The organism is Paenibacillus sp. J22P15, assembly GCF_056269345.1.
Genome location: NZ_JBWDNT010000002.1, coordinates 237,213 through 264,145, shown reverse-complemented (window position 1 = coordinate 264,145; position 26,933 = coordinate 237,213). Strand labels below are relative to the sequence as shown.

Below are 26,933 nucleotides of genomic sequence, written 5' to 3'. Positions count from 1 at the left end.
TGAACGAATTGATGCGAATGTTTAGCTCTATTTTAAGTTCTTATACAGCATGCTAATATGTTCGTTCTTAAAGGCACTTGGTGTAATTCCATAGTATTTCTTAAAGGTCTTGTTAAAATAAAATTGGTTATCAAAGCCAAGCACATTCGATACATCTTTAATAAGCATGGATGATTTTTTGAGAAGCTCTTTTGCCTGCTGCATTTTCATAGTATTAATGTAATTCATCAACGTAGTGCCAGTTTCAGTTTTGAACAAATGACTTACATAGGTTTCACTCATATTTATTCGTTTCGCAATCATAGGTAATGTAAGCTTCGAAGTGATATTTATGTTAATATAATCCATAATTTCACGTATTTCTTGTCGATAAGTATTGGATTGAAGCGGTATGACATACTTAAGTAGCTCTTCAATGAGTTCTAAGTATTTCTCTTTATAGCTGATTAAGGTTGAGCATGAAGATAAAGCATGAAAAGATTTCAAAAATTGTGAATTATCATTAAGCGGATAGTTGATAGAATGGAGTAAAGTTCTAGCAAAGTGAGCTAGATCGTTCTTGATTTGATCTGGGTATGGTTTAAAATCTTTAATATGCTTGAATAATGTTTCAAACAGATCTCGAGTTAATTCATAATTATAATCTAGTATGCTAAAACATATTTGCTTTTGCATACTCTCAATAAATTGTCGATCTAACGGTAAAATAGATAATTCATCGTTTGCATTTGTAATCTTACATGTTGAGTTATAAAAGTATATTTCGGCTGTATTTACGCATGATTTGAACTGCTGATAAAAACTCTCACTATCCTCGAAATGTTTGCTTATATTCGCATAAAGCGTGAGATTGGTATAGCGTTCTGCATTTGTGATCAATTGATCACACTTCTCCATTACTGTTGATTGATCCATTCCGTGATCGAAAAGAACAAGCAAATAACTTTCTTGTTTTAATTGAATCAAATATACCTGATCTATTAAGCAAAAGATTTCGCGTGCCATCATCGATAATGAATTATGCAAGAAGGTAACACTAGGAATCTGTTCCTTGTTCGTGAGAAGAAGCACTGAGTCCAGCTGAATGTATACTAACTGATTGATTATGCCCTTCTGGTTATACTTTTGAAATAGAGCATCATGCTTTGTTTGATTACAGCAGATGTCAAGGATAAGGTCAGTTACTTGTTCAGCAGAGTTATTATAGTCAGGCTCTCTCTGCATATTTTCATTTTTTTTAGGTATTGTAAGTGCTGCATTATTCAACATCTCGAGTAATTTATTAGGAGTAACGGTTACCTTTAGTAATATATCAAAAGCCCCAAGATTCATAGCTTGATGTACGGTCTCGAAATCCCCATGGTTGCTTAGTACAATTATTGGTATATGAGGATGGTGATCTTTCAATTGCATAATGAAATCGAGACCGTGCATGACAGGCATTTGTAAATCAGTAATGACGATATCCACGTGATTCAACTCTATTTGCTTAAGAGCTTCTATCCCATCCCTAGCAGGAGAAAGGAGATGGTATCCATTCTTTCTCCAATCAATCATAGTACTCAATCCTACTCTTACGATCTGTTCATCATCTACAATGAGTACATTATACATAGTTAATTTCAGCCCCTTCATGGATGATTGGCATTCTTAAGGTGACCTCGGTTCCAAAATTAATGATCGAATTTGTGGTAAGACAATATTTATCTCCAAAGTATAATTGCAGACGTTCATTTACATTGCTTATCCCAATTCCTGAGAAGGACCCTGTCTTTTGTTGCAAGTTATCTTTCGGCTCGTATCCTTTACCATTATCACTTATTTTGATAACTAGTGTGCTTCCTTCTGTATAAGTACTAACGATAATAGTTATTTTTCCTCTGTCCGAATCCATTCCGTGCAGGATGCAATTCTCGACAATAGGCTGCAAGAGCAATTTAAGAACTTTTAATTCAAGAAATTGTTCTGCTACTTTATTGATGATTTCGAAGGTGTCCCCATAGCGAATTTGTTGGATTACACCGTAATGCTGCAGATTTTCTAGCTCTGATTTTAGATTTACTAGTTCATTTTTGTTGAGAATGCTACTATGCAGCAATGCGCCTAAGCTGCCGAGACCTCCACTCAAATGTGGAACATTACTCATCATCGCGACAAATCGCAAAGAATTAAGTGTATTGAACAGAAAGTGTGGGTTAATTTGAGCTTGAAGCATCTTAAGTTGGTATTTATGCTTTTGCTGCTGCTCCTTATTGTTTTCTTCTATTAGTTGCTGAATTTGATGTAAAGACTTGTTAAAGGTATTCGATAGATAACCGATCTCATCTTTTGAAGAATCAATAATCACATGTTCATTAGTGATCGTCTTTTGTATACGCGATAAATGTCCAACAAGTTTATTCAGAGGTATTGCGATACTTTTGTAAATCAATAATGAAAAAATGAGCGATAAAAATATTAACAAGATTACAATAAGGAAAATATTTTTACCTAATGTGAATAACTCGGAATCAATAATAGCATTTGGCGTCTGGGAAATGAGATAAATTCCTTGCATAGGTGATGAGCGAACGGTAAATAGACTGCCGTTCTTACCTGATGTTTTATAACTGAATGATTTCTTGTCTTTCGGGTAATCCTCAATCTCCATCTGTTCAGAGAATGGATGTTCTGCAGAACTAGATGAAAGAATACCTCCATCCGAGTTAGCAATTATAATATCTGAGCCATTCTGCACAATTGTAGTGTTGTACAGATCCTTTAAGAATTGCGCATCTACTGCAACTACAATGAAGCCAATAGTTTTTTTTGAAGTTATAGAGTTAAGATTTCGACCAATCAGTAAATAGTCTCGCGACATGGTTTTGTATGGTAAAAACACGGTACTGCTATTGTTCGCAAGTCTGTTATGGATCTTCGTTATATATGAATCTTTAATCGTTACAAATCCACTACTGTAAACTGAATTCCCACTCTCAGTATAGATTTGAATATCCTTTGTATAGAATAGCCGATAGTAACTGGATGTAAGGAACTTAGACATATTCTCATGGATCAAGCGTTTTTCTGTTGTTTGATCAGGTTGAGGATCTGCTGTGTAGCTAAGTATAACCTGCTCTACTTGGTCAGAGTATACAATTTGATCAATAAGGTTCTCATACGTTTGTATTTGGCTGTAAAGCGCAAGCTCCAATGTTGAGAGATTTTGAGAGGTTGTGACAACCATCGTATTCTTTAATGATTGTGACGAAATTTGATAACTTAGTCCTCCCACAGTCAAGCTACATAAGATACATAAGCACATTAAGCTTATGGCGAGACGCTTCTTGATACTAATCATCCTGAGGTAAGTGATAATCTTGGATTGTACTCTTTGGTAATATTTCATTGAGTTTGGTTCTCCGTTAGATGTTATAAGATCAATTTCATTATATCATGGGTATTATATCGTAATATGAAGTGATTCACACAAGAAAGTATATGGATTCGTAAAAATAATACATATCATTGTAAATTGAAGTTTCCTCAAATCGCAAAATTTCAACGATAGTTATGTTTAAAAAAACCTTGATAGACCAAGGTATCTGGTCATCAAGGTTTTCTGAGACATGAACGGTCTTAACTGGTGTCTTTGACATGCAAGATTTCTATAACTTACCTTAATATTATATGTACCGTAGCTGTTTGAAGTCCTTCAATAGAAGCAAATAACGTTATCTCACTTGGTGTATGTCCTGCTTGTACGATAACCAAAGCATATCCATTAAATGCGCTTCTTTGTATACTCACGGGGTCATTTCAGTGACTATTATTCGTTTTTATCTAACTTTATTGCCCAGAACCGGCTAATGGGAAATCATTTATATTTTCAATTTTCCATTCTAATTGTTTCATATATTCAATCATTGCAAAACACGTTTCCCTTCTAATTGATCCAGGAACGCCAGAGAGTTGGAGTTTAATCGTATTATCGAAATCTTTACTCTTTCTTATTAGTGGAATGCATCTTTTATTCTTATATTCCAACAATAACTTTAATAGTGCTTCCCACTTTTCAAGCTCTAATGTTAAAGAAAAAATTTTACATTGGTTATCTGATTCATAACTAAAATTAAATCTGTCACAGGATTTTCTATTTTTAATTTGTGCTTGAAGCCCCCTAATTTTCGTTTCAACATCCTCAATTATCTCAAGCATAGCACCTTCTCCTTTGAGCTTATGAATAAACAACTGTAATCTGGAACGTGTGTTCTTATCTTTTATTAGAATACCCTTAATGGAAGATAATAAACTCGAAGAGAAAATTACATATATTGCATTCAATAAAAAAATAAACAGACCGTCGATAAACCACAGTCTGTTTGCAGAAACTATATTAAAGAATGTATATTTCACCCCCTCAATTTAAAATCATGATAGACTGTCCAAAAACTAGCAGGACAAGCTATCGCCTGCTTTTAATAAAATTTTGTTCCCAGGCTCAAATTCGGTTTCATCCACCTTATTTAATATTTTCCATTCCGTTTCTAGTGTTGTTCCGTCATTCGTGTTTATCCAACGATTTTGACCAAGTTATTGTAATTCAAGAATTGCTCTTTCACTAATTAGATGATCCGTGTCTCTGGGCACGCCAAATATAAAGAGAGTATGCCGAACATGGTATCCTTTCTTCATCCATCATTTCCGAGGCAAAACTATCTAACTCCGTTCACTTAGTGCAGGTGATGATCATCCAAGCTTAAATGCTCTACTAATTCTTTCACCTCTACTGGGTAACTGACCCTTGTCCCAACGTAAAAAACACCTCCAAGTTGTACAAGTATTTTACAACACTCGTAATTTCAACTTAAAGGTGTTTTAATTTATCTCACGTTATGGGGTCAATTCCAATCAACGTTATCGAAGATCAATATTTTTTTAGATCTTATACGCCTTCATAGCTTTCCGGATTTCTTTCAAGCTAGGGCGCTTGCCGTACATTAGTACACCTGTGCGGTAGATCTTGGCGGAGAGGTAGACCGCTGCGTAGATCGAGACGAGCAGGATGCCGAAGGAGAGAAGCGTCTGCCACATCGGCACGTCCGTCAGCCCGAGGCGAAGCAGCATGACGAATGGCGAGAAGACCGGAATAAACGACGTCACTTTCACGAGCATGCTGTCCGGCGCGCTGATGCTGAAGATCGCGATGTAGAAGCCTGCCAGAGAGACGAACGTCATCGGCATGACAGCTTGACCCAGGTCTTCCGTCCGGCTCACAATCGAACCGACCGCCGCGTACAGCGTCGCGAACAGGAAGAAGCCCGTCAGGAAGAACAGCAGAGCATAGATAATTAGGATCGGATCGACGAGCGACAAGTCGATGTCGAGATTGCCTAATGCGCCTTTGTTATGCGGCATGGATACGTTCATCAGGATGACGGCGACGTAGAATACGACCTGCACGATGACAACAACGAACATGCCAAATATTTTGCCGAACATTTGCTTCAGCGGCGATACGCTCGTAATGAGGATTTCCATGACGCGCGAGCTTTTCTCCGCCGTAATCTCCGACGCGATCATGTTGCCGGAGGTTATGATGGCCATGAACAGGAAAATAATCATGACATAGATGACGCCCATGTTGACGCCTTGCTCCGCCGGCGTTCTGCCCGTGTTGCCGCTGCCCGAACCTTCGCCTGTATAAATCTGAACGGTGCCGATCTCGATCGGAGCCGACAGCTGCGCCATTTGCTCGGCCGAGAGGCCAGCATCCTGCAGCACGTTTGTTTGGCGAATTTGTAAGAGTGCTCCCTGCAGTGATTCCGTCATGCTGAATTCCATCAGCTTCTCGGACTTGTAAGTCATTTGCGGGAAACCGCTGTCCGTCATATCGCCGAACTCAAGGTAGCCTTTGATTTTCCCTTCGTCGATTGCTTTTTTTAGCTGCTTCTCGTTCGCCGAGGCATCGCCTTTGTCCTCAAGAGGAACCATCACGATGCTCGAATTTTCTTGTTTCTCGTAGTACGCCTTCAAGCTGTCGCCTGTTGCCGTGCTGTTTGCCGCTTGTTCGCTCTGCGACTGGATATAGCCGATATTTGTTGCTTTGTCGCCTTTGTCAAACTGTTCAATGATATAAGGAAGATTAATGCCGATACTGATAATTAACGCGATAATCAACGTCGTAATGACGAAAGCTTTGCCTTTGACCTTATTCCGGATCGTAAACCCTACTACCGTCCAGAAACTATTCATGACGATCACCCACCGTTCGAATAAAGATTTCATTAAGCGTCGGTTCCTTGATTTCGAAATGATTCACGCTCGCCTGCTCCATCGCTAAACGCAGAATGTCTGCGCCCGCCGCTTCGTAGGAGATGGAAATGTCGTAGCCGCGCTCCGTGCGCGTGACACCGGTTACGCCGGCCAGCCGATCGAGACCGCTAATTTCTTTGTCGGCCCCAAGGATGACACGTTCTTTCGGGAATTGTTTTTTGATCTCCTTCAGAGTGCCCTTCAAGACCGTGTTCGATCGATGCAAAATCGTAATGTTGCGGCACAGCTCCTCGACATGCTCCATCCGGTGCGTCGAGAACAGGATGCTCGAGCCGGAGTCGCGCAGCTCCTTCACCGTCGATTTCAACAATTCGACGTTGACAGGGTCAAGCCCGCTGAATGCTTCGTCCATGACGACGATGCGTGGTTTGTGGTTGACGGCCGCGATGAACTGAATCTTCTGCTGGTTCCCCTTCGACAACTCTTCGACCTTCTTATTGTAATATTCCGGCACCTCGAACTTCTCCAGCCATTGCTTCAGATTGCGGTCGGCATCCGCTTTCGACATTCCTCTAAGCTGCGACAGATAGATGATTTGATCGCTGATCTTCACCTTCGGATAGAGTCCCCGTTCCTCCGGCAAATACCCAAGCAGGCTAAGCTGCTCATTGCTGTAAGGCTTTCCGTTGTAGAGAATTCGCCCTTGGTCCGGATAGATCAAGCCAAGCACCATCCGCATCGTCGTTGTTTTGCCGGCGCCATTGGCCCCGAGCAGACCGTAAATCTCGCCCTCGCTTACCTCCAAGCTAATTTCGTTTACCGCCGTTTTGTCCCCATACTGCTTGACAACCTTCTCTACCTTTAATGGATTCATCTGTCTGCTCCCCTCATTAATTTAATCGATTGCTTAACCGATCGTGCAGCAGAAACGCACTCATAATTTCATCAAGCTCGAGCGCCTGCCTGCTGACGATCTGATAACCCTCCGCTGCGCACCACGCTTCTGCATCTGCAGCTTTGTTCGTCGTAATGCGATATGTAGTGCCGCCTGCGTGTTCCACGCCGCATTGCCCCGGCATGCTTGCTGCCTTTTTCGCACTAAGCTCTTCTCCGCTTATAAATAGCGTAAACCAACTGCTGAATAACTCATCCTTCTCATACATGCCAAGTACTCTTCCCTGGGCCATAAACACGATAAAATCTGCAAGTCGTTTTACTTCTTCGATGATATGAGAGGTCATCAGAATAGTACGATCACCTCGATCCATATACCGATGAAGAATCTCGATCATCGTTTTCCATGCGAGTGGATCTAGACCAGACGATGGCTCATCGAGCAAAAGAAGCTCTGGGCTATGTGCGAGCGTCAGCGCAAATTCGAATTTGCGGCGCATCCCCTTCGACATTTTGCCAAGCAGCTGATTATCATCGACTTCTAGAATGTGCAGCAGCTCGCGATAGCGATTCACATCCCATTTGTCGTACCATAAGCGATGAAACTCCGCCTTTGCAGTTCCCTTCATGTCATCCTCATGCGCGGAGGATTGATCATGCAAATAACCAATTCGTTTCTTTAGCTCTATGTCAATGCCATGCCCGATATGATGACCAAGCACTTGAATGTTGCCCTCATCCGCTTTATCCAGATCAAGCATCAATCGAAATGTGGAGCTTTTGCCGCACCCGTTCGGTCCTACAATAGCGGTAATGTACCCTTGCGGAATGCTCATATGGACTGGTCCTAGCTTGAAGTTCGTACGATTTTGCACAACTCCGTCTAACTGAATCGCCATCGTCTCACTCATCATACGTCCCTCCTTTATTCAAAATGTTTACTCATCGCTTCTTTAAACATCGTCTCCAGCTCTTCTGCCGTGCATTGCACTCTTTTACCGGCAACAACCGCCTGCTCCAATGCCTCTACTACTGCTCCAAAGCGATGTCGTTCCAGGTCAAGCTCTCCAACTTGTGCGACATAGGTGCCAGTTCCTTGCCGCGTTCGCAGCAAACCCTCCGCTTCCAAATCGTTATATACTCTCTTTACTGTTATGACACTACACTTTACCGTTTGTGCAAGCTCGCGTATCGATGGCAGCAGCATCCCTTCTGATAGCTGACCGCTGACAATTAATGCGCGCAATTGTACTTCAATCTGATGATAAAGCGGCTCTGCACTTTGCTCATTAATTTGTATTGGAAGCCGCATGGACTTCACCTTCTTCCATTCACCGATATCTATGCTCTGTAGGTGCGATTCTCAAGCCTGTTTGATATTCGATTAACTCCGATGACTACTGCAATTCCGCTTACTATGATTGCAGCGACAGGCATCCACCAGAATCCTTTATCAATTGCCTGAAAAGATGTAACTACAACATTTCCTATATCTAAGAACGCCATGAATGACGAAATGATTAAAATTACGATGATATAAAACAGATTGGAGAAGAAATAAATTTTTCCGGAATGACCAATTTCCCAGTACACATACGCTATAGCAATCGATAACGAATAGCCAAACCAGAATATTCCATACAAAGCGAAGGAGCTAATAGACAACTCCACTCCCATATTAATTAATAAAATAAATTGCAGGATGAAAAAAATAAGTTGTGCAACAAGCAATACAATCGTTAGATGAATAATACGTCCGAGCGCAATCTGCTTGGAGGAAATCGGTAATGTGCGCCATAACGCCATTTTTCTTGTGTACGTATTTTCCCTCCAAAAACGCATCATCGTTTTATTGAAAACAAAGCCTAGAATGGGAAGGAAACTTAAATATATAAAATCCGTAGACCAGCTCATCATCCCTATGTCTTCCCCGTCAGCTATTTCACCTAACAATGGTACAGTGAATAACAATAAATAACCGACAATCAATAATGTGAAGAGACACTTCCAGCCATCATTAGCGATCTCATGCTTCGCTAAATACCAAGCACCTTTCCATAATCCCATGCCATATACTCCCTTCAACCGTATATCGTATATATACTGTATATATCCTTATACACAGTATATTCACTGTATACATAGTTGTCAAGCACTTCCATAAAAAGATTTATGAAGGAGATTTCCCTCTAACGTTAAATGCACCAGCATCATAAAAATCCGTCTAATTTAATAAGCAATTCACTTAAATATACAAAAAAGGCTATGCCTTCAAAAGAGTTATCTCTTTCGAAAGCACAGCCTTCTCACTTTATAAATAGAAATATCCTATCCGAAAATAGCTTTGATGACAGGTTCGGTATGGCCGCCTGGATACATAAGATACAGCAATATATATACCATCGTTCCAGTAATAGCTGTAACAAACCAAATGAGCGAGGTTACTTTCCCCCACTTGCGGTGCTTAACAAACTTCTTCTTATAACCAAGCGTAAGTGTTGTAATTCCAAATGCGCCGCCAACTGTCGCAAGCACAATATGAAATAATAAGAAAACAAGATAATAAGGCTTTAACTCATCAGGACCGCCCCATGCTGTATTTCCTGCAAATATCGTGCGAGTTGAATATATGATAAAGAAGATTGTTGCGGATACCGCTGCATAGAACATGACCTTCTGATGCTCTTCCAGCCTGCGCTTGATTGCGAGTCTCCAGCCTATTGCGACCAGCACGGCGCTAAGCACGATGAAGAAAGTGCTGATTGTCGGCATAATAGTATAACTGTTCAATTTTACCCCACCTATTGTTCGTAAAATATTTGGTATTAAGCCGTTCCTGGATTCGTATTCGGCATATCATCATCCTTATGCTCGCGCTTGTACCATTGCTTGAAGATGTACACCAGAATGAGTCCATACATAATTTCTTGTATAAACTTCATGACGATCCCGCCCAGCTGCTGATCCTCGACAACGTCCATCAAATTAAAAAATTGCGGACCGCTGAAGCTCTCTAGCAATCTGCTTGGGTCACCCGATACACAGTAGCCCATCGCTGTTACCCAAACGTCTGGATCGCTATAAATCGCATACATGGAAGTTTTCGCGAAAATAATCAATGCACAAGCTGGAGTTAGCAGCATACCGTTCGCGAACACATACCCCATTCTTTTCACATCGCTTAGTTTTTTCCACTCCGGTACAGGATCTGTAATCTGCCACCACATCATAAACGAAGTTACTAACAATATAAAATAATAAAGACGATGCACAGAGAAGTGCGTCATCACATAGTCATGGACAATTGGAACATGATAGACCGAAAACAACATATTAAACAGGATTAGACAAACAATGGGATTCATCATAAAACTCAGCTTTTTCCAAAAACGAGCCGAGAACATTTTACGCCAAAGGAAGCTTGGCACTCCAAGTAAAACTAGAGGCGGGACGATTAAATACGACACCGACATATTGACCATATGAAATGTAAACATAAGGTGACCTAATAGATTGAAAGGTCCACCGTGAACCATATAAAACAAAATAGCAGCCGAAACAAACATCGTCTTCTGAAGTGTTGTTGCTGCATCTGCCTCAGGAACATGCTTCTCACGCCAAGGACCAATTAAATAGAAATATAGAATGACGATTGCGGCCATTCCGAATAGAAACATGGGGGTCCACAATTCCTCGAAGCGAAAATATTGTAAGCCAAGCATCGTGGAAGCTCCTTTCAATTACGCCAGCTATTTTTTGCAAAAGAGGAGGGACCCAAGCCTCGGGACCCTCCTCCTCCAATGGACTAACCGTTTACCACCAAGCCCAATATTCAGCCATAATGACACAAGTGAATACGATGAAAACACCTGTCAAGATCCCAATGATTGCGAATGTATGACCACGATCCTTCATATGCATCCAGAATGCCATTTGAACGAATACTTGCAATACAGCTAATCCCATTAATATGATGTAGGTAAAATCTTTGTTTATTTCTCCGCTTATTACGGTCGCGAAAGCGATGAATGTAAGCAAGACAGAGAATAGAAAAGCGATGATGTGCTTCTTAGGACCTTCTACCCTATGACGCTTTGGGGTTTCCTCAGTAGCTGTATGATTGCTTGCCATGGATTAAACCACCTTTCCCATCAAGTAAACGACGGTGAAAATGAATACCCATACAACGTCGATAAAGTGCCAGTACATACCAGCTACATATACCTTCGGAGCTGTCACTACAGTCAAGCCTTTTCTTGCTAATTGAATGATAATCAATGTGATCCACGTAATACCGAAAGCTACGTGTGCTCCATGGAAACCAACTAGTGTATAGAACGAGGAGCTGAATGCACTCGTTGTAAAACCGTGGCCTTCATGTACATAGTGCACGAACTCATAAATTTCAAGACCAAGGAAGGCAGCCCCGAGAACTACGGTAACAATCAACCAATTGATTAGCGCCTTCACTCTGTTAGTGTGCAGCGCATGAACAGCGAACACGCTCGTTAAGCTTGACGTAAGCAATAATGCAGTCGCAAGTGCAACGAGTGGAAGCTGGAACAGTTCATGTGCTGGCGGTCCATCTAGCACTTGATTGCGTAGTGCAAGGAACGCTGCGAACAACGTTCCAAACAATACGGTCTCTCCGCCAAGGAAAAGCCAGAAGCCTAATACTTTATTGCGTCCCTCGAGGGTCGCCTTTTCGGGCTCATGAGGCAATTGCCCCTCTACATGCGAATGCGCACTCATGCTTTCCCCCCCAAATCTCTAAGGATTTCTTCTTCTTCAATGTGGAATCCATGATCATCGATTACTGAACGCAAGAACATGCAACCGAACAAGATCACCAAACCAACAATACCGACAGCATAGCCCGCGTTGAATGAACCGAACAAGTTACCCCAATCTGGAGCATACATAAATCCTAATGCTGCGATGAACAATCCAAGTCCCATAAAGAAAGGCAGGATCGATGGAGAAGGCATATGAATCGGACCAATTGGCTCCGCAGGCGTCATGCCTTTGTGGCCATCCGTTTTTTCTTTCCAGTAAGCGTCATATCCGCGTACTAGCGGAGTTTGTGCAAAGTTGTACTCAGGAGGCGGAGATGGAATTGTCCACTCTAGAGTACGACCATCTTCCCATGGATCTGCTGGTGCATCTTGTGGTTTAAACGCTGTAATAACAACGTTTAGCAAGAAGAAAATCGTACCAAAGCCCATCATGAACGCGCCTACTGTACTAATCATGTTCATTTCATTGAAACCAAGTCCGTCAAGATATGTCCAAATACGACGCGGCATACCTAGCAAGCCAAGGAAATGCTGAATGAAGAATGTTAAGTGGAATCCAATAAAGAATGTCCAGAATGTCCACTTACCAAGTGTTTCATTAAGCACACGTCCGAACATTTTTGGCCACCAGTAGTGAAGACCTGAGAATATACCTAGTACCAAACCACCTACGATAACATAGTGGAAATGCGCTACGACAAAGTAAGAATCATGATATTGGAAGTCAGCAGGTGCTGCTGCCAGCATGACGCCGGTAACGCCGCCCATTACGAAGGTCGGGATAAATCCGACAGCGAATAAATTTGCTGCTGTGAACTTAATGGAACCGCCCCACATCGTAAATAGCCAGTTGAAAATTTTGATACCTGTTGGCACTGCAATAAGCATCGTTGCAATCGAGAACAACGCATTCGCAACAGGTCCCAGACCTACTGTGAACATGTGATGCGCCCAAACCATGAAGCCCAAGAAGCCGATCAGGATTGTAGCGAATACCATTGAGCTGTAACCGAACAAACGCTTACGTGAGAATGTACTTATTACCTCGGAAATAACGCCGAAGGCCGGCAAGATGAGGATATAAACCTCAGGATGCCCGAATATCCAGAAAATATGCTCCCATAGAACCGCGTTACCGCCGCCAGAAGGATCAAAGAAATTTGCATCAAACAATCTGTCGAACATTAGCGCCGCTAGACCAACTGCCAAAGCAGGGAAAGCGAACAAAATAAGCGCTGAAGTAATGAACGCTGTCCATGTGAACATCGGCATACGCATGAACGTCATGCCTGGAGCACGCATGTTGATAATCGTTACGAGGAAGTTAATCCCCCCGATTAGTGTTCCGATACCTGCAATCTGCAAGCCAAGTACATAATAATCTACGCCATGATCGCCGCTATAGGTCGTTCCGGCGAGTGGCGCATAAGATGTCCAGCCTGCATCAGGTGCGCCGCCAGTAAACCAACTTACGTTAAGCAAGATACCGCCGAACAAGAATGTCCAGAAGCCTAATGAGTTAACGAAAGGAAAGGCTACGTCGCGTGCGCCAATTTGAAGCGGTACAACCGCATTCATTAGAGCGAATAAAAGTGGCATGGCCGCAAGAAAGATCATTGTCGTGCCGTGCATTGTTAATAGCTCATTGTATGTATCTGCGCTAACAAAGTTATTTAGCGGCTTCCACAGTTGAACACGAATCAAAATCGCTTCCAAACCGCCGACAAGGAAGAAAAAACCGCCGGCAATCATATACAATATTCCGATTTTTTTATGGTCAACCGTTGTCAGCCAGTCCATTAGACCGCTGTAACGTTTGACCTTATGCGAATGCGCATGAGCCAAAGTAGGTACCTCCTTCAATCACCGATAAATTATTGTTCGTAGTCAAGTTTCAATTCAGATAAATATTTAGCAATACCTTCAATTTCTTGTTCAGTCAAATCTTCGATTTTACCCATTTGGTTGCCCGGTTTAACTTCATCCGGGTTACTGATCCAACGGTGTAAGTTATCGTATACTGAACCTTCGTTGGAATATTGCGGGTCATCGGTGTTGACAAGTATACCTCCGACAGTTCCACGGCTTCCCATACCTGTTAAGTTAGGATAAGCTGGTCCGCCAAGGTCGCCCACAGCGTGGCAAGATAGACATTTGCTTTCGAAAGCTTTAGCAATTGCTGGATCACTTGGAAGAGCTACCGGCTCTTTAAGCGCTGCTACCCAGCGATCAAATGAAGACTCGTCCACTGATTTAACTTTAAAGTCCATCAAACCATGTGAAGGTCCGCAAAGCTCGGCACATTTACCTAGGTAAACGCCTTCTTTTGGAGCCGAGAAGTACATTTTATTTACGTTAGCACCAGGGTTCGTATCGATTTTCCCTGCCAGCGATGGAATCCAGAAAGAGTGAAGCACGTCTGCGGATTTCGCTGTGATGGAAATCGTCTTACCTTTTGGAATAATTAGCTCTTGAGCTGTTTTAATTCCATAATCCGGGTATTCAAATTCCCACCAATATTGGTGTGAAGTAACGATTACCTGAACCGCTTCTGGATCTTTACTGTAGTCTTTTGCTAAGTTAAATACGGATTGTACAGTTGGAACCCCTAAAATGATAAGCATGATGATTGGAATAACTGTCCAAATGATCTCAAGCTTATGATTTCCTTCCACTTGCTTAGGAATTGTTTTGTCTCCCGGACGTCTGCGGAAACGAATAATTACAAACAAAGAAATTGCAAATACGGCAATAATCACGATTAACATGATCCCAATTGCCAGCTTCATCAAGCCGAATTGTTCTTCCGCTACAGGTCCCTGAGGATTCAGCGTCGACAAATCGCTCCGCCCACAGCCCGCCAGTACCAGTACCATCATGGCCATTAGCGGCGCAAGCCGTTTTACAAATCGCCACCGTTTCATCATTAATCAACCCCACTTTTGACGTTTTCGCAGCTGCCTAATTTTCACGTGGCATGCGGCTGGCTGCGTGTTTCACAGATGTTTTTCCAACTCCTGTACTTAAATCACTTTATTAAATATAAAGTTGAAGCCCCTATTTGTCAATGTTCCACAGAGAGTTCACAAATTGTTCTCAAAGCTGTCAAATTCGCATCAGCACTACGTTTTTTCGTATGATGAACATATTGTACAGCCCCTTTGCATGGCATTCTCTCTATCCTACATTGTGCACCAAACCCATGGTCAATTATGTATGCTTGTGAAAACGTATATTTAAGTAGCCTAGGCAAAAACTAAAGCCATTATCGCATGAATGGGGGTTCGCTCTTTATGGTTAAACGAATAGCCGCATTGCTCCTGTCGATTGTAATCGTAACAACAGTTGCCGGCTGCAGCTACCAACAGAATGCCGAGCGCAGCGACACCGATTATGGCAGTCGTCAGGCCAATGATCCTAAGATGCTCGGAGGCAAAGCTTATGGACCGACGTCGAACAATCCGCATCAGCATGACAATTCCTTTTTTGAATACAGCTCCGTCATTTCTCGAAAAGTAACCGATCTTAATGGCGTTGCTTCCGCAATCGTCATGCTAACAGACAAGAACGCTTATGTTGGCTTAATGCTTGACTGGACTGCTGTCGGCACGCGCAATCACGGCGGTAAAACGGAACAAGACAATACAGGCACGAATGAAGGCGTTTATAACCATGACACAGGAAGTCCTTACGGCAACAGCCGCATGCTCGTATCACCTTACAATTCCTATTTTTCAGTCAACGATATTAACAATTTGTCGGATGAACTTAAGCAAACCATAGCACTTAAAGTACGGGAACTTGCTCCAGCCGTACAAGAGGTACACATTTCAGCAAATATGGAGTTCGTAAACTACTTTAATGATTTTGCCAAGGAGGCTTGGGGCGGACGCTCTCTAATGCCTTGGATCGACAAATTCAATACAGTTGTAAAATACCATTTTGCTGGCGGCAAGGACATGCCCCCTCCAATTACACAACCCGGCATCAACAGCCCATCAGAGACCCAAATGGATCAATAAAAAAAATCGCTTCTATTATATATAGCAAAAAAAAGACTCTTCCCTTGAAGAGTCTTTTTTTTGCTAATTTTATTTATTCCTATTGAACGCATCGGTGAGAAGCTGCTCATTTCAGCTAAAATCGACTCAGCTTCCATTCACTAATTCCGGTGTAAGCACTTGATCGTTTTATTATTAAAGTAGTGAATGTTTTTTCACTTTATTATCTTTATTATACATACTATACTTGGTCATAGCAGCCAACAGAGAGGGGTATAGCCTATGAGTGCACATAATTACATTCCGAAGGAACCTATACACATCGATTGTAATATCGAGAAAACCTTGGACGTAATCGGGGGAAAATGGGCCTTTTTAGTACTGAGGGAGTTGTTTTGTGGTACCAAAAGATTCGGAGAAATACAGAAGCTTATTCCTGCTGTCAGCCCGCGTGCATTAACAAGCACGCTCCGTCATCTCGAGGACAAGGGCGTGCTTGAACGCAAGGTTATTCCAACCGTACCTGTTACGGTCGAATATACGCTGACACCAAAAGGCGAGGACTTACATCATATTTTAAAAGAAATGAAGCTCTGGTCGGCTAGATGGACATAGGCTAATGCTTCAGCAAATCATCGGGCAGCGACTTTGTACTAGCTTGAAAGCGATCGATCGCTGTCTGATAAACTCGTCGATCGCTTTCATTTCGAGACAAACGTTCAAGGCGAAGCAGCTCAGCCTCAAATTGCTCGATTAACATCGTAACGCGTTCTCTGGGCTTCGATTGACTGTTTTGTGGTTGTTTACTCTCTTCCCCAGTATCGATAAGCAGTTCACCATTGCCGTCTATTTGAGCAATAAACACTTCTGACTCTTTCAAATTTCTCTTGTCCAGTTCATGCCGCAGCCATTGCCGGTCATGTCCAATGCTTGCAAGCACCTCATCCTGAATATCCCCGTCCATCAAAACGGTCATTGCTTCTCGTTCATTTGGAACCTTCCAACCAAGTAAATCCGCCGTTATGGGCTGATAGGCCTTCTTCAGCATAACATTAACTTCACCGCTTGATTCCATGACAGCAAACTCCACGTCTGCTACACGGTACACGTCTTTTTTTCGTAATTGTTCTAGCATTTCATCTAAAGTCAATCGTTCCTTATACAACCCTTTTTTCAGCATCTGCCCATCCTTAATCAATACTGTTCCTTTTCCATCAATAAAGTCACGTGCCTTTTTACTTTTCATAGTTAAAAACTCCATAGCTACCGAAACACTAACCCATACTCCTAATGATACTAGCCCTAGAAACCATAAATTGTCGAGATCAAGCGAGATATATGCAGCAATATTACCGATGGATATACCTGTTATGTACTCGAACAAGGACAGCTGTGATATTTGGCGTTTGCCCAGTACTTTCGTAAGGGCAAATAAAATAATGATTGCCGCTAATGTCCGCAGAACAATTTCAAACCAACTTGGCATTTAACTTCCCCCTTCCATTTCTAGAGTATCCAGAACTGGAAAAGTCATTCCTTACATTTCATGGTTGCATTTTGTCCGTACATGTAGTATGATAATAGAAATGTATAATATTTAACCCCATATAATCCCCAGTAAGATTCAATGATTTCCTCAGATTTTGATTTCTTTGCTGTTAATTCCAAACCTGTTACGTGATGTATTTCTGATTCACACTGGCGCGGTCATCGGAGCCGCGAGGACGGAAGAGAGGTAGGGCTTTCGTTGTTTTAGGATGCAAGTTTAGGACAACTTAGTACACATGCTGTTTGCTGTTAACAAGGGGATTCCATACGGCCTTTCTATAGGAAGAGGTCCGGTTAAATATATGATACAAATAAGGGCTGTCTGATTAGCACATTTATGTGCTAATCGGACAGCCCTATCCAATTTTCACTACTTATTCGTTAGGACACGCGCCTGCTGCAAAATGGCCCGAACGGTTTATTTTGGTAGCAAGATACCGTTCATTATGTTCTGATCGATCTCCCCAAAGCGGAATACGGTCCTTCACATCAAGCCCCGCCGCTTGCAGTGCATCTAGCTTCTTCGGATTATTAGTAATGAGTGAGACTGGTTTCTCACGAAGTGCTTGCAGTACGCGAATTGCATCGCCATAATTGCGGGCATCATCAACAAATCCAAGCTCCTCATTTGCCTCTACCGTATCATAACCTTGCTCTTGCAATAAATAAGCCATCGCTTTACTGAACAGACCGATCCCTCTTCCTTCATGATTCGCGAGATAAAATAAGGCGCCAGTTCCCTTCTCCACAATCATACGCATCGATTCATGCAGTTGATAACCGCAATCACAACGTTTGCTCCCAAAAATATCTCCAGTATGACAAATGCTGTGCATCCGAATCCACGCCTCATCAGCCTGCTCAAAGTCACCATAGACAAGCACGCTTGATTGCTGCATTTCGGCTAAATTAATCGCTGACAGCTTCTTAATGATTTGCTCCACATCGTCCAGCTTCTCTTTACAGAGCAGCCAGCAATACCAGTGGAAGACAACCTCTCCCTCATCCAACTTGACGGGCAATTGAATAGGTCCAACCAAATATATAGTCCCTTTTTCGCTCTCAATGACTTTTATTTTATGATCCACAATCGATACTGCTTCATTAAACATATGGCAATACTCCTGACCTGTTCATAGTCGTCGTTTGGACTATTATGTTCGGTATGGATAATTGCTATGCTTGAATTAACTCTTCTCTTGCTCTGAGATCAGTAAATCATGACTTGTAGAACTAGCGCAACTATTCCTCATAAATCATCTTCCTCGTCATACCGCCATCTAGAGTAATGTGAGTTCCGGTCAAAAAGTCATTTTGAGGGTTGGTCAAGTAAAGACATGCCCCTGCAACATCTTCCGGTTTGCCTACACGCTGCGACGGATGCTGTGCATGATCCTCTGGGCGCAGCTTACTGTAGTCGCCCGTCTCAATCCAACCCGGACAGATCGCATTAACAGTAATCCGATCAGGACCAAGTGACACAGCCATCGCATGTGTGAGCGAGAGAATCCCGCCTTTGGATGCCGCATATGCCTCTGAATTCGGCTCGGACATCGTCGCTCTAGTCGATGAAATGTTTACAATCGCACCTCCGCCATTCACCCGCATGAGCTTCGCTGCTTCGCGCGAGCAGACGAAAGTCCCACGCAAATTTGTATTCACAACGCTATCCCATTCATCAATCGATAGCTCATAAGGCGACTTCCAAATGCCAAAGCCTGCATTGTTGATCACGATATCCAATTTCCCCACAATCGTTTGCAGATCCTGCAGCATCTTCGTAATTTCCTCAGGCTTGCTCATATCAACAGTTAAGGATAACGAATCATAACCAGCCTCTTGCAGCAGCATGCCGGTTTCTTCTAGTCCCTCTTCACTTTTATCTGCCAAAACAGGAATTGCGCCTTGCTCCGCACAGGCAAGCGCAATCGCTCGACCAATACCGGCTCCGGCTCCCGTTATAAGTACGATTTTATCATCATAGGTTAATTTCATATTAAATTCCTCCTCAGCTATTTCATACTTTACGTAAGAGTCTAATACAAAATAATTGCAAATACGATAAACATTGCTGTTATAGGCTGCACAGATGAAGGAACTGCTGCGATTCTCCCAAATAAACTATACCCCGAGGCGCGTATCACCGTCTATGAACAGAATGAAGACATCTTGTTTCTATCACGCGAAAGAATGGCTGTAAGCACACCAGTGCTCTTACAGCACCAAAGTAACCATAGTTAGTGGTCTGTAAGAGCATATACGTGCTTACAAAGCGAATACGACGTGTGCGTCACTCGAAAGAATGGCTGTAAGCACATCGGCTCTTACAGCGCCAAAGTAACTATAGTTAGTGGTCTGTAAGAGCATATACGTGCTTACAGAGTGAATACGACGTGTGCGGCACGCGAAAGAATGGCTGTAAGCACATCGGTGCTCTTACAGCGCCAAAGTAACTATAGTTAGTGGTCTGTAAGAGCATATACGTGCTTACAGAGTGAATACGACGTGTGCGTCACGCGAAAGAATGGCTGTAAGCACATCGGTGCTCTTACAGCGCCAAAGTAACCATGATTAGTAGTCTGTAAGAGCACATACGTGCTTACAGAGCAAATACGACGTGTGCGTCACGCGAAAGAATGGCTGTAAGCACACCAGTGCTCTTACAGCGCCAAAGTAACCATAGTTTGTGGTCTGTAAGAGCATATACGTGCTTACAGAGTGAATACGACGTGTGCGTCACGCGAAAGAATGACTGTACGCACACCAGTGCTCTTACAGCGCCAAAGTAACCATAGTTAGTGGTCTGTAAGAGCATATACGTGCTTACAGAGTGAATACATCGTGTGCGTCACGCGAAAGAATGGCTGTAAGCACATCGGTGCTCTTACAGCGCCAAAGTAACTATAGTTAGTGGTCTGTAAGAGCACATACGTGCTTACAGAGCAAATACGACGTATGCGGCAGGCGAAAGAAAGGCCGTAAGCAAACCAGTGCTCTTACAGCCCTCAAAGTAACCATAGTTAGTGGTCTGTAAGAGCATATACGTGCTTACAAAGCGAATACGACGTGTGCGTCACGCGAAAGAATGGCTGTAAGCACACCAGTGCTCTTACAGCGCCAAAGTAACCATGATTAGTAGTCTGTAAGAGCACATACGTGCTTACAGAGCAAATACGACGTGTGCGGCAGGCATAACACTTGATAATATTATGATCTGCACTAGCGAAAAAAATAATGAAGTCATAAGGCTAACGATATGGGCAATAAATTCGATGAAGTGTTTGATGCGCTTGGCAAGCGGGTTGCTAAAATCGACAAGAGTATATGAAGCGCATTTAATATAAATATTTAATTCAGGAAATAACTGATGATCAATTTACCATAGAAAAAGGGGTCTGCCCTAAAAGTAGCTAGTACTACTTTTAGGGCAGACCCCTTTTCGTTATCTCGTTTTTATTTTTCAAACGGATACAACTAATTATACGATGTCGTAGCCTTGATCTTCGATAGCGGCTTTGACAGCTTCAAGAGTTACTTTCGCCTCGTCAAAATCGACCGTAACGTTCTTGTTCGCCAAATCAACTTTACCTACTGCTCCAGCTTCAGCGACTGCCTTCTCAACTGAACTGACACAATGCCCACATGTCATACCTTCAACCTTCAATACTACATTTGCCATTATTAAAATCCCCTCTCCGTCTATTTCATTAATTTATTTACTGTAACCAGCAACTCATCGATAACTTCACTCTCACCCGCTTGAATACGTTCAATAACGCAGCTTCTCATATGCCCTTCAAGGAGCAGCTTACCGACGCTGTTCAAAGCGGATTGCGCTGCCGCGATTTGATTTAGCACGTCATCACAATACGTATCCTTCTCAATCATCGCTTTTACGCCTCTTATTTGACCTTCGATGCGATTCAAGCGCTTCGTTAAATTGTCCTTTGTCTGCGCAGAGTGATGACTCTTACGCTGCCCATTCATATCACAACAATCATCGTGTGAATGCCCATGATTCCCATCATTTATTGGATCGTTGCTCATCATTCATACCTCCAGGGGGTATCATTTCGTGAACTCAGTATATCATACCCCTAAGGGGTATGTAAATATTCTTTTTTTATTCCAATCTTGACACTTTTATTGTAGAAGACAATATGCTACGATCCTCGTAACCGACCTTCCTTCACATTTATGAACGCTTCGTTTAACACTGTACTAATATTACTTCTGTATAGTTGCTTAAAGACCTTCTTGCCTAGAAAGGATGATTCGTTATCGAAAACATCGTTAATTTCGCACATCGCGGAGCAAGCGCCTATTGTCCTGAAAATACGCTCGCCGCATTTAAGAAAGCGCTAGAGCTAGGAGCTACTGGAATTGAAATCGATGTTCAACTCACTAAGGACGGTCAAATCGTTGTCATCCATGATGAATCCCTAGCACGAACAACCGGAAGCCGCAGCCTTGTAAAAGATATGACGTACGAGGAGCTTATCACGCTCGACGCCGGAAGCTGGTTCGACCCCGCCTTCCATTCCGAAAGAGTTCCATCTTTAGAACAACTTCTTGAGCTTCTGCGTCATAACGATACTATTCTAAATATTGAACTCAAAAACGGCATCGTCCAATACCCTGGTCTGGAGCAAAAGGTTATCGATATGGTTCGGGCTTACCGAATGACCGATCGGATCATCTTATCCAGCTTCAACCACTATTCGCTTGTGCTTTGCAAGCAGCTTGCGCCCGAAATTCGTACTGGTGTATTGTACATGGAAGGTCTTTATCGTCCATGGGATTATGCTCTGACGCTTCAAGCAGATGCACTCCATCCCATCAAATATGCCGTATTGCCTGAATGGACTGCCGCTGCAGACGCTCATGGCATCGTTTACAATCCATTTACCGTTAATGAGGTGGAAGAGATGGAGCAGCTAATCCGTGCCGGTGTTGCCGGCATCATTACCGATTACCCCGATCGGCTGGCAGAAGTGCTAAAACGGAGAGGAGCGCAAACGGAATGAAAAAAACATGGCTGCTCGGGTTTGGTTTTTTTAGCATCAGCATTACATGGGCACTTTACAATGCATTCGTCCCGCTTTTTTTAGATAAATTTTTGACGAGTACTGCGTTAATTGGGTTCATGATGACGATCGATAATTACTTTGCTTTGTTTTTGCAGCCATGGATTGGAAGCCGCAGCGACCGTACGAACACCAAGCTGGGAAAAAGAATGCCCTATCTGCTCATCGGCATGCCGCTCGCAGCCGTATTCGGCGCACTGATCCCATGGCATACCACCTTGCTTATGCTCGTATTGTTTATGGTACTTATGAATCTATCGATGAGCTTATACCGCTCACCCACCGTTGCACTAATGCCAGATATTACACAAGACAGCAAGCGAACGCAGGCAAACGGAATTATCAATTTCATGGGTGGCGTTGGCTCGATAATTGCCTTCGCTGGGGGCGCTATTCTATACGAGAAGCATGCCTCGCTCCCGTTTCTGTCTGCCTCTATTTTGACACTAATCTGTCTAGTTATTCTCTTGTATTCCATAAAGGAAAAAAGGGATGCCATCGCCTATGTCCCTGCTGAAGAGAAGAAAGCAGTCTCGTTTAAGGGACAATGGAATCGTCCCACGATCTTCCTGCTCGGAGCAATTTTCTTCTGGTTTCTGTCCTATCAAGGCGTTGAAGCCTTCTTCACCCTTTATGGCACAAAACATTTACATTTGACCGATGGTCAATCGTCTTTCTCACTTGCCTTCTTCTCACTAGCTTTCGTAGTTGCCGCTATTCCAAGCGGACTGCTCGGCAACCGCTTTGGCAAGAAGCTTGTTATCTCTCTAGGCGTGCTAGGACTTATTATTATTTTTGCTGCAATCTCATTCGTCGACGCTCTGCTGCCTCTACGTACTTTACTTATTATTGGCGGCATATTCTGGGCGATGATCAACATCAACTCCTACCCTTTCATCATCGCGCTCGGAGGAGAACAAAGCATAGGCACCCGTACCGGTATCTATTATTTAGTTTCTTCACTCGCGGCTATAGCTTCACCTCCGCTTATGGGAGGTTTGATTGATCTATTTGGTTACTCCGTGCTTTTCTACTCTTCATCTGGAGGCATGATTATCGCCCTCTTGTTCCTTCTCAGCGTGAAGGATAAAGGGCTTGCTAGAAGCGCATCCGAATCCACGGTTACATCTAACCTATGAATCCATACAAAAAAATCCGGCTCTGCGTCTACTGACGTCGTTGCCGGATTTTTTTTGGGGTTTATATCATTAGTGAATACTGCCTTTGCTGAACCCGCCGCCCATGACGTCAGATACATGCTCGATGGCAATAAACGCATTCTCATCGATGGATTGTACAATTGCCTTGAGCTTCGCGAGCTCTAGACGAGATACGACACAATAGATCATTTGCGTATCTTCCTTGGAGTAGCCGCCGCGCGCTTGAATCAAGGTCGTCGTACGACCGAGACGATCGATGATCGCTTGCGACACCTCTTCAAATTCCGATGAAATAATCGTTACTGATTTCGATTCATCGAGACCTTCCACTACGATATCTATGATTTTAATCGCAATATAATATGTAAACATCGAGTACATGGCTGAATCCCATTCAAACACGAAGCCTGCAACTATAAAGATGATAACGTTAAAAATCATAATAATTTGTCCGACCGGCATACGCATCTTCTTCGAAATAAGAATCGATACAATTTCTACGCCATCAAGCGAGCCACCGAACCGAATAGCAAGACCAACACCTGCTCCCAGAATGAGACCGCCGAACAGTACGGCTAACAGCTTCTCATCGGTGAATGCTTCAACATGATGAAGCATTGATGTCGTAATTGACATGACGATAATGCCATAAAGGGTCGAGATCGCGAACGTTTTCCCAATTTGCTTATAGCCGAGGATGAGAAAAGGTACGTTCACTACGAACAAATAAACGCCGAGCGGAAGCGGTGTTAAACTCGATAACATAATCGATATACCTGCAATGCCTCCATCGATAACATTATTAGGAACAAGAAATAGCTCTAAGGCAACACCCATTAAGATCGAGCCTATCGTTATAAATATAAACCGTTTGAAAATTTCTAAAGATGATAAACCCTTGTGCGCCTTCGCCTTTGCCAACAGTTCAACCTCCGTTTGTTCCTAGACTATCCATTAATTTTATCATAAAAGAGGCTCTTTTTCAAAAAACTACTTCTCGACAAACGAAAAAGAGCAGCTTTTGCTTATCATTTGCATACATGTTAACAAAAAAAAAGACTCCTGCCGCATTCCAGCTGACATGAGTCTTTTTCCATTTAATCTACGTATCCTGCAAGGCCTTTGTCCATCAAGTAATCCATTTCAGCATCCAAAATCGATTCCACGATCAACTCGTTCGATTTCACATCAGGGCGGCTCAATACGTAATCAACCAGCTCATCGCCGTCAATATCTACCTCGCCGTTCTTATCTTCCTTTGCGCTGTTGATGAAGGCATGCTCATGCTTTAATACCAGCTTAATCAGCTTCTCATCCGCGTTTGTTTCGCTTGCTATATACTTCACAAGCTCTTGCTCGTTCAATTCCTCAGTCATCGTTTGTCATCTCCTAATTGTATCGCTCGTCCTCATTGTACCACATTCATATCGGCTTTATGAGAGAGTTGATCTATGCTTGTTGTAAAAACTGACTTCCATGCAGCTGCTCATACAGTCCTTTGCGATTGAGGAGCTCTTCATGAGTTCCGCGCTCTGCGATTTCACCGTCTTTGATAAATAGAATGGTATCCGCATTTCGAATCGTACTGAGGCGGTGGGCGATAACGAAACTCGTCCTGCCACTGAGCAGTTTCTTCATCGCTTCTTGTATCTGAAGTTCGGCAATCGTATCCACACTGCTCGTTGCTTCGTCCAATATAAGCAGAGCAGGGTCTCCAAGAATCGCACGCGCAATCGTGATGAGCTGACGTTGTCCGTGACTGATGTTGCCGCCCTCCACCGTCAGCTCTGTCTCATATCCTTGCGGAAGCTTCGCAATGAAGCTGCTTGCGTTCGCTTGAACAGCTGCTGCCTCTACCTCTTCATCCGTTGCATCAAGCTTACCATATCGAATATTCTCGCGAATCGTACCGGAGAACAAATGAGCATCCTGCAGTACGATGCCAAGCTGTCTTCGCAGGCTGTTTTTATCCATCTCACGAATGTCCTCGTCATCAATCAATATCTGACCGTCTTTAATCTCATAGAACCGTCCGATTAGATTAATAATCGTCGTCTTGCCTGCACCTGTTGGCCCAACGAGTGCGATCGTCTCGCCTGGCTTTGCTATGAAGCTGATGTTGTTCAGCGCTGCCGTTCCATCCTTATATTCAAATCGCACATCGCGGAACTCCACCTTGCCTGCAACTGAGTCTACCTCTTTCACCGCATCTGCCGCTTCAAACTCTGATGGAATATCAATCATCTCGAATACCCGCTCCGCACCTGCCACCCCAGACTGAATCATATTATACTGGTTGGCAACCTCATTCAACGGACCCGAAAACTGCTTCGAATAGCCGAGAAAGCTTATAATGACACCGACCGTCGCATGGTCATGAACCGCAAGCCAGCCGCCGACACCCGCAATGATCAAATAACTAATGTGACCAAACATATTCATGAATGGGCCCATCGTACCTGAATAAATCTGTGCTTTTGTTCCGACCTTCTTTAGCTTCGCATTTGCAGCGCTGAAATGCTCCGCCATTCTCTCCTCTTGATGAAAGAGGGCGACAACCTTTTGTCCGGATACCGTCTCCTCAATAAATCCGTTAAGTCCGCCAAGCTCCTGCTGCTGACCTTTGAACTGGCGCTGCGTAATCTTTGCTATTCGTTTCGTAACGAATACGATAATCGGGATGACAATCAGCGCAACCAAGGTTAGCCAAACGTTTAGGAATAGCATCATCGTGAAGGAGCCTATGAGCATAATGAAGCTCGATATGATTTGAATCAGGCTTTGATTGAGCGTATTGGTCACATTATCGATGTCATTCGTCGTACGGCTCATGAGCTCACCGTGATTTTTGCTTGCGAAGAACGGTATGGGCAGCTTTTGCAAATGATTGAAAAGCTCCTTACGAAGGCTCCATACTGTCCTCTGCGACACCTCAGCCAAAAATATTGCTTGAAGCCATGCCACTATGCTGCCTGCCGCGTAAATTCCAAGCATCAGCAAGCAAATTTGAAGCAGACCGTCATATTGCTTAGCAATAATATAATCATCCAGCGCTTTGCCTAGGAAATATGGACCTGCAAGCGTAAGCCCCGCTGCAGCGACTGTTAATAGCATGACCGTTACGAGCCTAGCCCGCCCATGGAGCAAATAAGTGCCGATTCTTTTTAATGTCGTTAGTGTATGATTCATCTA

General features: G+C 43.1%; 27 protein-coding genes. 4 read left to right on the top strand and 23 right to left on the bottom strand.

The window, feature by feature from the left end; all coding sequences use genetic code 11:
• Window positions 1-27: 27 nt before the first annotated feature.
• From AC0YN6_RS06095 to coxB, 15 genes are all read right to left on the bottom strand, one after another.
• Complete coding sequence (locus AC0YN6_RS06095) at window positions 28-1,614, bottom strand: response regulator transcription factor (RefSeq protein ID WP_475745750.1); 1,587 nt, start codon at window positions 1,612-1,614, stop codon at window positions 28-30.
• Window positions 1,607-3,388: a sensor histidine kinase gene (locus tag AC0YN6_RS06090; RefSeq protein WP_475745749.1), complete on the bottom strand. Its 1,782-nt coding sequence runs from the start codon at window positions 3,386-3,388 to the stop codon at window positions 1,607-1,609. The genes AC0YN6_RS06095 and AC0YN6_RS06090 overlap by 8 nt, the downstream gene beginning before the upstream one ends.
• A 266-nt stretch (window positions 3,389-3,654) precedes the next feature.
• Window positions 3,655-3,789 (bottom strand): hypothetical protein, encoded by a 135-nt coding sequence (locus AC0YN6_RS06085; RefSeq protein ID WP_475745748.1) that lies wholly within the window; start codon window positions 3,787-3,789, stop codon window positions 3,655-3,657.
• A gap of 39 nt (window positions 3,790-3,828) precedes the next feature.
• Window positions 3,829-4,197, bottom strand: coding sequence for a hypothetical protein (locus AC0YN6_RS06080; protein ID WP_475745747.1), 369 nt, complete (start codon window positions 4,195-4,197; stop codon window positions 3,829-3,831).
• A 720-nt stretch (window positions 4,198-4,917) separates the two neighbouring features.
• Window positions 4,918-6,234, bottom strand: coding sequence for an ABC transporter permease (locus tag AC0YN6_RS06075; protein WP_475745746.1), 1,317 nt, complete (start codon window positions 6,232-6,234; stop codon window positions 4,918-4,920).
• A complete protein-coding gene (locus AC0YN6_RS06070) occupies window positions 6,227-7,129 on the bottom strand; it encodes an ABC transporter ATP-binding protein (RefSeq protein ID WP_475745745.1) in 903 nt (300 codons plus the stop codon). The genes AC0YN6_RS06075 and AC0YN6_RS06070 overlap by 8 nt, the downstream gene beginning before the upstream one ends.
• A 16-nt stretch (window positions 7,130-7,145) precedes the next feature.
• Window positions 7,146-8,063, bottom strand: coding sequence for an ABC transporter ATP-binding protein (locus AC0YN6_RS06065; RefSeq protein WP_475745744.1), 918 nt, complete (start codon window positions 8,061-8,063; stop codon window positions 7,146-7,148).
• An 11-nt stretch (window positions 8,064-8,074) separates the two neighbouring features.
• Window positions 8,075-8,461, bottom strand: coding sequence for a GntR family transcriptional regulator (locus tag AC0YN6_RS06060; RefSeq protein WP_475745743.1), 387 nt, complete (start codon window positions 8,459-8,461; stop codon window positions 8,075-8,077).
• Window positions 8,462-8,490: 29 nt separating this feature from the next.
• Window positions 8,491-9,216, bottom strand: coding sequence for a hypothetical protein (locus tag AC0YN6_RS06055; RefSeq protein ID WP_475745742.1), 726 nt, complete (start codon window positions 9,214-9,216; stop codon window positions 8,491-8,493).
• Between the two features lie 261 nt (window positions 9,217-9,477).
• Window positions 9,478-9,921 (bottom strand): DUF420 domain-containing protein, encoded by a 444-nt coding sequence (locus AC0YN6_RS06050; protein ID WP_475746279.1) that lies wholly within the window; start codon window positions 9,919-9,921, stop codon window positions 9,478-9,480.
• Window positions 9,922-9,974: 53 nt separating this feature from the next.
• Entirely contained in the window at window positions 9,975-10,871 is an 897-nt protein-coding gene (gene ctaG / locus AC0YN6_RS06045) for a cytochrome c oxidase assembly factor CtaG (protein ID WP_475745741.1), read from the bottom strand.
• Between the two features lie 91 nt (window positions 10,872-10,962).
• Window positions 10,963-11,280 (bottom strand): cytochrome C oxidase subunit IV family protein, encoded by a 318-nt coding sequence (locus AC0YN6_RS06040; protein WP_475745740.1) that lies wholly within the window; start codon window positions 11,278-11,280, stop codon window positions 10,963-10,965.
• Between the two features lie 3 nt (window positions 11,281-11,283).
• Window positions 11,284-11,901, bottom strand: a complete 618-nt coding sequence (locus AC0YN6_RS06035) for a cytochrome (ubi)quinol oxidase subunit III (protein ID WP_475745739.1) — start codon at window positions 11,899-11,901, stop codon at window positions 11,284-11,286.
• Entirely contained in the window at window positions 11,898-13,745 is a 1,848-nt protein-coding gene (gene ctaD, locus AC0YN6_RS06030) for a cytochrome c oxidase subunit I (RefSeq protein ID WP_475746278.1), read from the bottom strand. Before ctaD ends, AC0YN6_RS06035 begins: the two co-directional genes overlap by 4 nt.
• Before the next feature lie 74 nt (window positions 13,746-13,819).
• Window positions 13,820-14,872 carry a cytochrome c oxidase subunit II gene (gene coxB, locus AC0YN6_RS06025; RefSeq protein ID WP_475745738.1) on the bottom strand — a complete coding sequence of 351 codons (1,053 nt, stop codon included), beginning with the start codon at window positions 14,870-14,872 and terminating at the stop codon, window positions 13,820-13,822.
• A gap of 366 nt (window positions 14,873-15,238) precedes the next feature.
• Here coxB and AC0YN6_RS06020 point away from each other — a divergent pair, with 366 nt between their 5' ends.
• Entirely contained in the window at window positions 15,239-15,967 is a 729-nt protein-coding gene (locus tag AC0YN6_RS06020) for a YhcN/YlaJ family sporulation lipoprotein (RefSeq protein WP_475745737.1), read from the top strand.
• A gap of 261 nt (window positions 15,968-16,228) precedes the next feature.
• A complete protein-coding gene (locus tag AC0YN6_RS06015) occupies window positions 16,229-16,561 on the top strand; it encodes a winged helix-turn-helix transcriptional regulator (protein WP_475745736.1) in 333 nt (110 codons plus the stop codon).
• Window position 16,562: 1 nt separating this feature from the next.
• Here AC0YN6_RS06015 and AC0YN6_RS06010 read toward each other — a convergent pair whose 3' ends face one another.
• The 5 genes from AC0YN6_RS06010 to AC0YN6_RS05990 all read right to left on the bottom strand — a co-directional run bounded on the left by AC0YN6_RS06010 (window position 16,563) and on the right by AC0YN6_RS05990 (window position 21,481).
• The gene (locus AC0YN6_RS06010) at window positions 16,563-17,432 is read right to left on the bottom strand and encodes a DUF421 domain-containing protein (protein ID WP_475745735.1); all 870 of its coding nucleotides are present in this window, start codon (window positions 17,430-17,432) and stop codon (window positions 16,563-16,565) included.
• A 436-nt stretch (window positions 17,433-17,868) separates the two neighbouring features.
• Window positions 17,869-18,606: a GTP cyclohydrolase II gene (locus tag AC0YN6_RS06005; RefSeq protein WP_475745734.1), complete on the bottom strand. Its 738-nt coding sequence runs from the start codon at window positions 18,604-18,606 to the stop codon at window positions 17,869-17,871.
• A gap of 130 nt (window positions 18,607-18,736) precedes the next feature.
• Complete coding sequence (locus AC0YN6_RS06000) at window positions 18,737-19,489, bottom strand: SDR family NAD(P)-dependent oxidoreductase (RefSeq protein WP_475745733.1); 753 nt, start codon at window positions 19,487-19,489, stop codon at window positions 18,737-18,739.
• A 1,483-nt stretch (window positions 19,490-20,972) separates the two neighbouring features.
• Window positions 20,973-21,173 (bottom strand): copper ion binding protein, encoded by a 201-nt coding sequence (locus AC0YN6_RS05995; protein WP_475745732.1) that lies wholly within the window; start codon window positions 21,171-21,173, stop codon window positions 20,973-20,975.
• Window positions 21,174-21,193: 20 nt separating this feature from the next.
• A complete protein-coding gene (locus AC0YN6_RS05990; RefSeq protein WP_475746277.1) occupies window positions 21,194-21,481 on the bottom strand; it encodes a metal-sensitive transcriptional regulator in 288 nt (95 codons plus the stop codon).
• 293 nt (window positions 21,482-21,774) lie between these two features.
• Here AC0YN6_RS05990 and AC0YN6_RS05985 point away from each other — a divergent pair, with 293 nt between their 5' ends.
• Together AC0YN6_RS05985 and AC0YN6_RS05980 are read left to right on the top strand one after the other, a co-directional pair.
• Window positions 21,775-22,521, top strand: coding sequence for a glycerophosphodiester phosphodiesterase (locus AC0YN6_RS05985; protein ID WP_475746276.1), 747 nt, complete (start codon window positions 21,775-21,777; stop codon window positions 22,519-22,521).
• The gene (locus tag AC0YN6_RS05980; protein ID WP_475745731.1) at window positions 22,518-23,720 is read left to right on the top strand and encodes an SLC45 family MFS transporter; all 1,203 of its coding nucleotides are present in this window, start codon (window positions 22,518-22,520) and stop codon (window positions 23,718-23,720) included. Before AC0YN6_RS05985 ends, AC0YN6_RS05980 begins: the two co-directional genes overlap by 4 nt.
• A gap of 69 nt (window positions 23,721-23,789) precedes the next feature.
• On the opposite strand, the gene AC0YN6_RS05975 is transcribed toward AC0YN6_RS05980, so the two are convergent.
• The 3 genes from AC0YN6_RS05975 to AC0YN6_RS05965 all read right to left on the bottom strand — a co-directional run bounded on the left by AC0YN6_RS05975 (window position 23,790) and on the right by AC0YN6_RS05965 (window position 26,930).
• On the bottom strand, window positions 23,790-24,662 hold the full coding sequence (locus AC0YN6_RS05975) for a YitT family protein (protein ID WP_475745730.1): 873 nt from the start codon (window positions 24,660-24,662) through the stop codon (window positions 23,790-23,792).
• Window positions 24,663-24,838: 176 nt separating this feature from the next.
• Window positions 24,839-25,117 (bottom strand): hypothetical protein, encoded by a 279-nt coding sequence (locus tag AC0YN6_RS05970; RefSeq protein ID WP_475745729.1) that lies wholly within the window; start codon window positions 25,115-25,117, stop codon window positions 24,839-24,841.
• A gap of 73 nt (window positions 25,118-25,190) precedes the next feature.
• Window positions 25,191-26,930 (bottom strand): ABC transporter ATP-binding protein, encoded by a 1,740-nt coding sequence (locus AC0YN6_RS05965; RefSeq protein WP_475745728.1) that lies wholly within the window; start codon window positions 26,928-26,930, stop codon window positions 25,191-25,193.
• Window positions 26,931-26,933 lie beyond the last annotated feature (3 nt).

Coding starts and splice junctions, on each gene's coding strand:
- ctaD (WP_475746278.1), bottom strand. CDS start 13,745: ATGGACTGGCTGACAACGGTTGACCATAAAAAAATCGGAATATTGTAT.
- AC0YN6_RS05965 (WP_475745728.1), bottom strand. CDS start 26,930: ATGAATCATACACTAACGACATTAAAAAGAATCGGCACTTATTTGCTC.
- AC0YN6_RS06015 (WP_475745736.1), top strand. CDS start 16,229: ATGAGTGCACATAATTACATTCCGAAGGAACCTATACACATCGATTGT.
- coxB (WP_475745738.1), bottom strand. CDS start 14,872: ATGATGAAACGGTGGCGATTTGTAAAACGGCTTGCGCCGCTAATGGCC.
- AC0YN6_RS06040 (WP_475745740.1), bottom strand. CDS start 11,280: ATGGCAAGCAATCATACAGCTACTGAGGAAACCCCAAAGCGTCATAGG.
- AC0YN6_RS06075 (WP_475745746.1), bottom strand. CDS start 6,234: ATGAATAGTTTCTGGACGGTAGTAGGGTTTACGATCCGGAATAAGGTC.
- AC0YN6_RS06000 (WP_475745733.1), bottom strand. CDS start 19,489: ATGAAATTAACCTATGATGATAAAATCGTACTTATAACGGGAGCCGGA.
- AC0YN6_RS06050 (WP_475746279.1), bottom strand. CDS start 9,921: ATGCCGACAATCAGCACTTTCTTCATCGTGCTTAGCGCCGTGCTGGTC.
- AC0YN6_RS06020 (WP_475745737.1), top strand. CDS start 15,239: ATGGTTAAACGAATAGCCGCATTGCTCCTGTCGATTGTAATCGTAACA.
- AC0YN6_RS05980 (WP_475745731.1), top strand. CDS start 22,518: ATGAAAAAAACATGGCTGCTCGGGTTTGGTTTTTTTAGCATCAGCATT.
- AC0YN6_RS06060 (WP_475745743.1), bottom strand. CDS start 8,461: ATGCGGCTTCCAATACAAATTAATGAGCAAAGTGCAGAGCCGCTTTAT.
- AC0YN6_RS06070 (WP_475745745.1), bottom strand. CDS start 7,129: ATGAATCCATTAAAGGTAGAGAAGGTTGTCAAGCAGTATGGGGACAAA.
- AC0YN6_RS06065 (WP_475745744.1), bottom strand. CDS start 8,063: ATGATGAGTGAGACGATGGCGATTCAGTTAGACGGAGTTGTGCAAAAT.
- AC0YN6_RS06055 (WP_475745742.1), bottom strand. CDS start 9,216: ATGGGATTATGGAAAGGTGCTTGGTATTTAGCGAAGCATGAGATCGCT.
- AC0YN6_RS05970 (WP_475745729.1), bottom strand. CDS start 25,117: ATGACTGAGGAATTGAACGAGCAAGAGCTTGTGAAGTATATAGCAAGC.
- AC0YN6_RS06010 (WP_475745735.1), bottom strand. CDS start 17,432: ATGCCAAGTTGGTTTGAAATTGTTCTGCGGACATTAGCGGCAATCATT.
- AC0YN6_RS06095 (WP_475745750.1), bottom strand. CDS start 1,614: ATGTATAATGTACTCATTGTAGATGATGAACAGATCGTAAGAGTAGGA.
- AC0YN6_RS05990 (WP_475746277.1), bottom strand. CDS start 21,481: ATGAATGGGCAGCGTAAGAGTCATCACTCTGCGCAGACAAAGGACAAT.
- ctaG (WP_475745741.1), bottom strand. CDS start 10,871: ATGCTTGGCTTACAATATTTTCGCTTCGAGGAATTGTGGACCCCCATG.
- AC0YN6_RS06035 (WP_475745739.1), bottom strand. CDS start 11,901: ATGAGTGCGCATTCGCATGTAGAGGGGCAATTGCCTCATGAGCCCGAA.
- AC0YN6_RS06080 (WP_475745747.1), bottom strand. CDS start 4,197: ATGCTTGAGATAATTGAGGATGTTGAAACGAAAATTAGGGGGCTTCAA.
- AC0YN6_RS06090 (WP_475745749.1), bottom strand. CDS start 3,388: ATGAAATATTACCAAAGAGTACAATCCAAGATTATCACTTACCTCAGG.
- AC0YN6_RS05995 (WP_475745732.1), bottom strand. CDS start 21,173: ATGGCAAATGTAGTATTGAAGGTTGAAGGTATGACATGTGGGCATTGT.
- AC0YN6_RS06005 (WP_475745734.1), bottom strand. CDS start 18,606: ATGTTTAATGAAGCAGTATCGATTGTGGATCATAAAATAAAAGTCATT.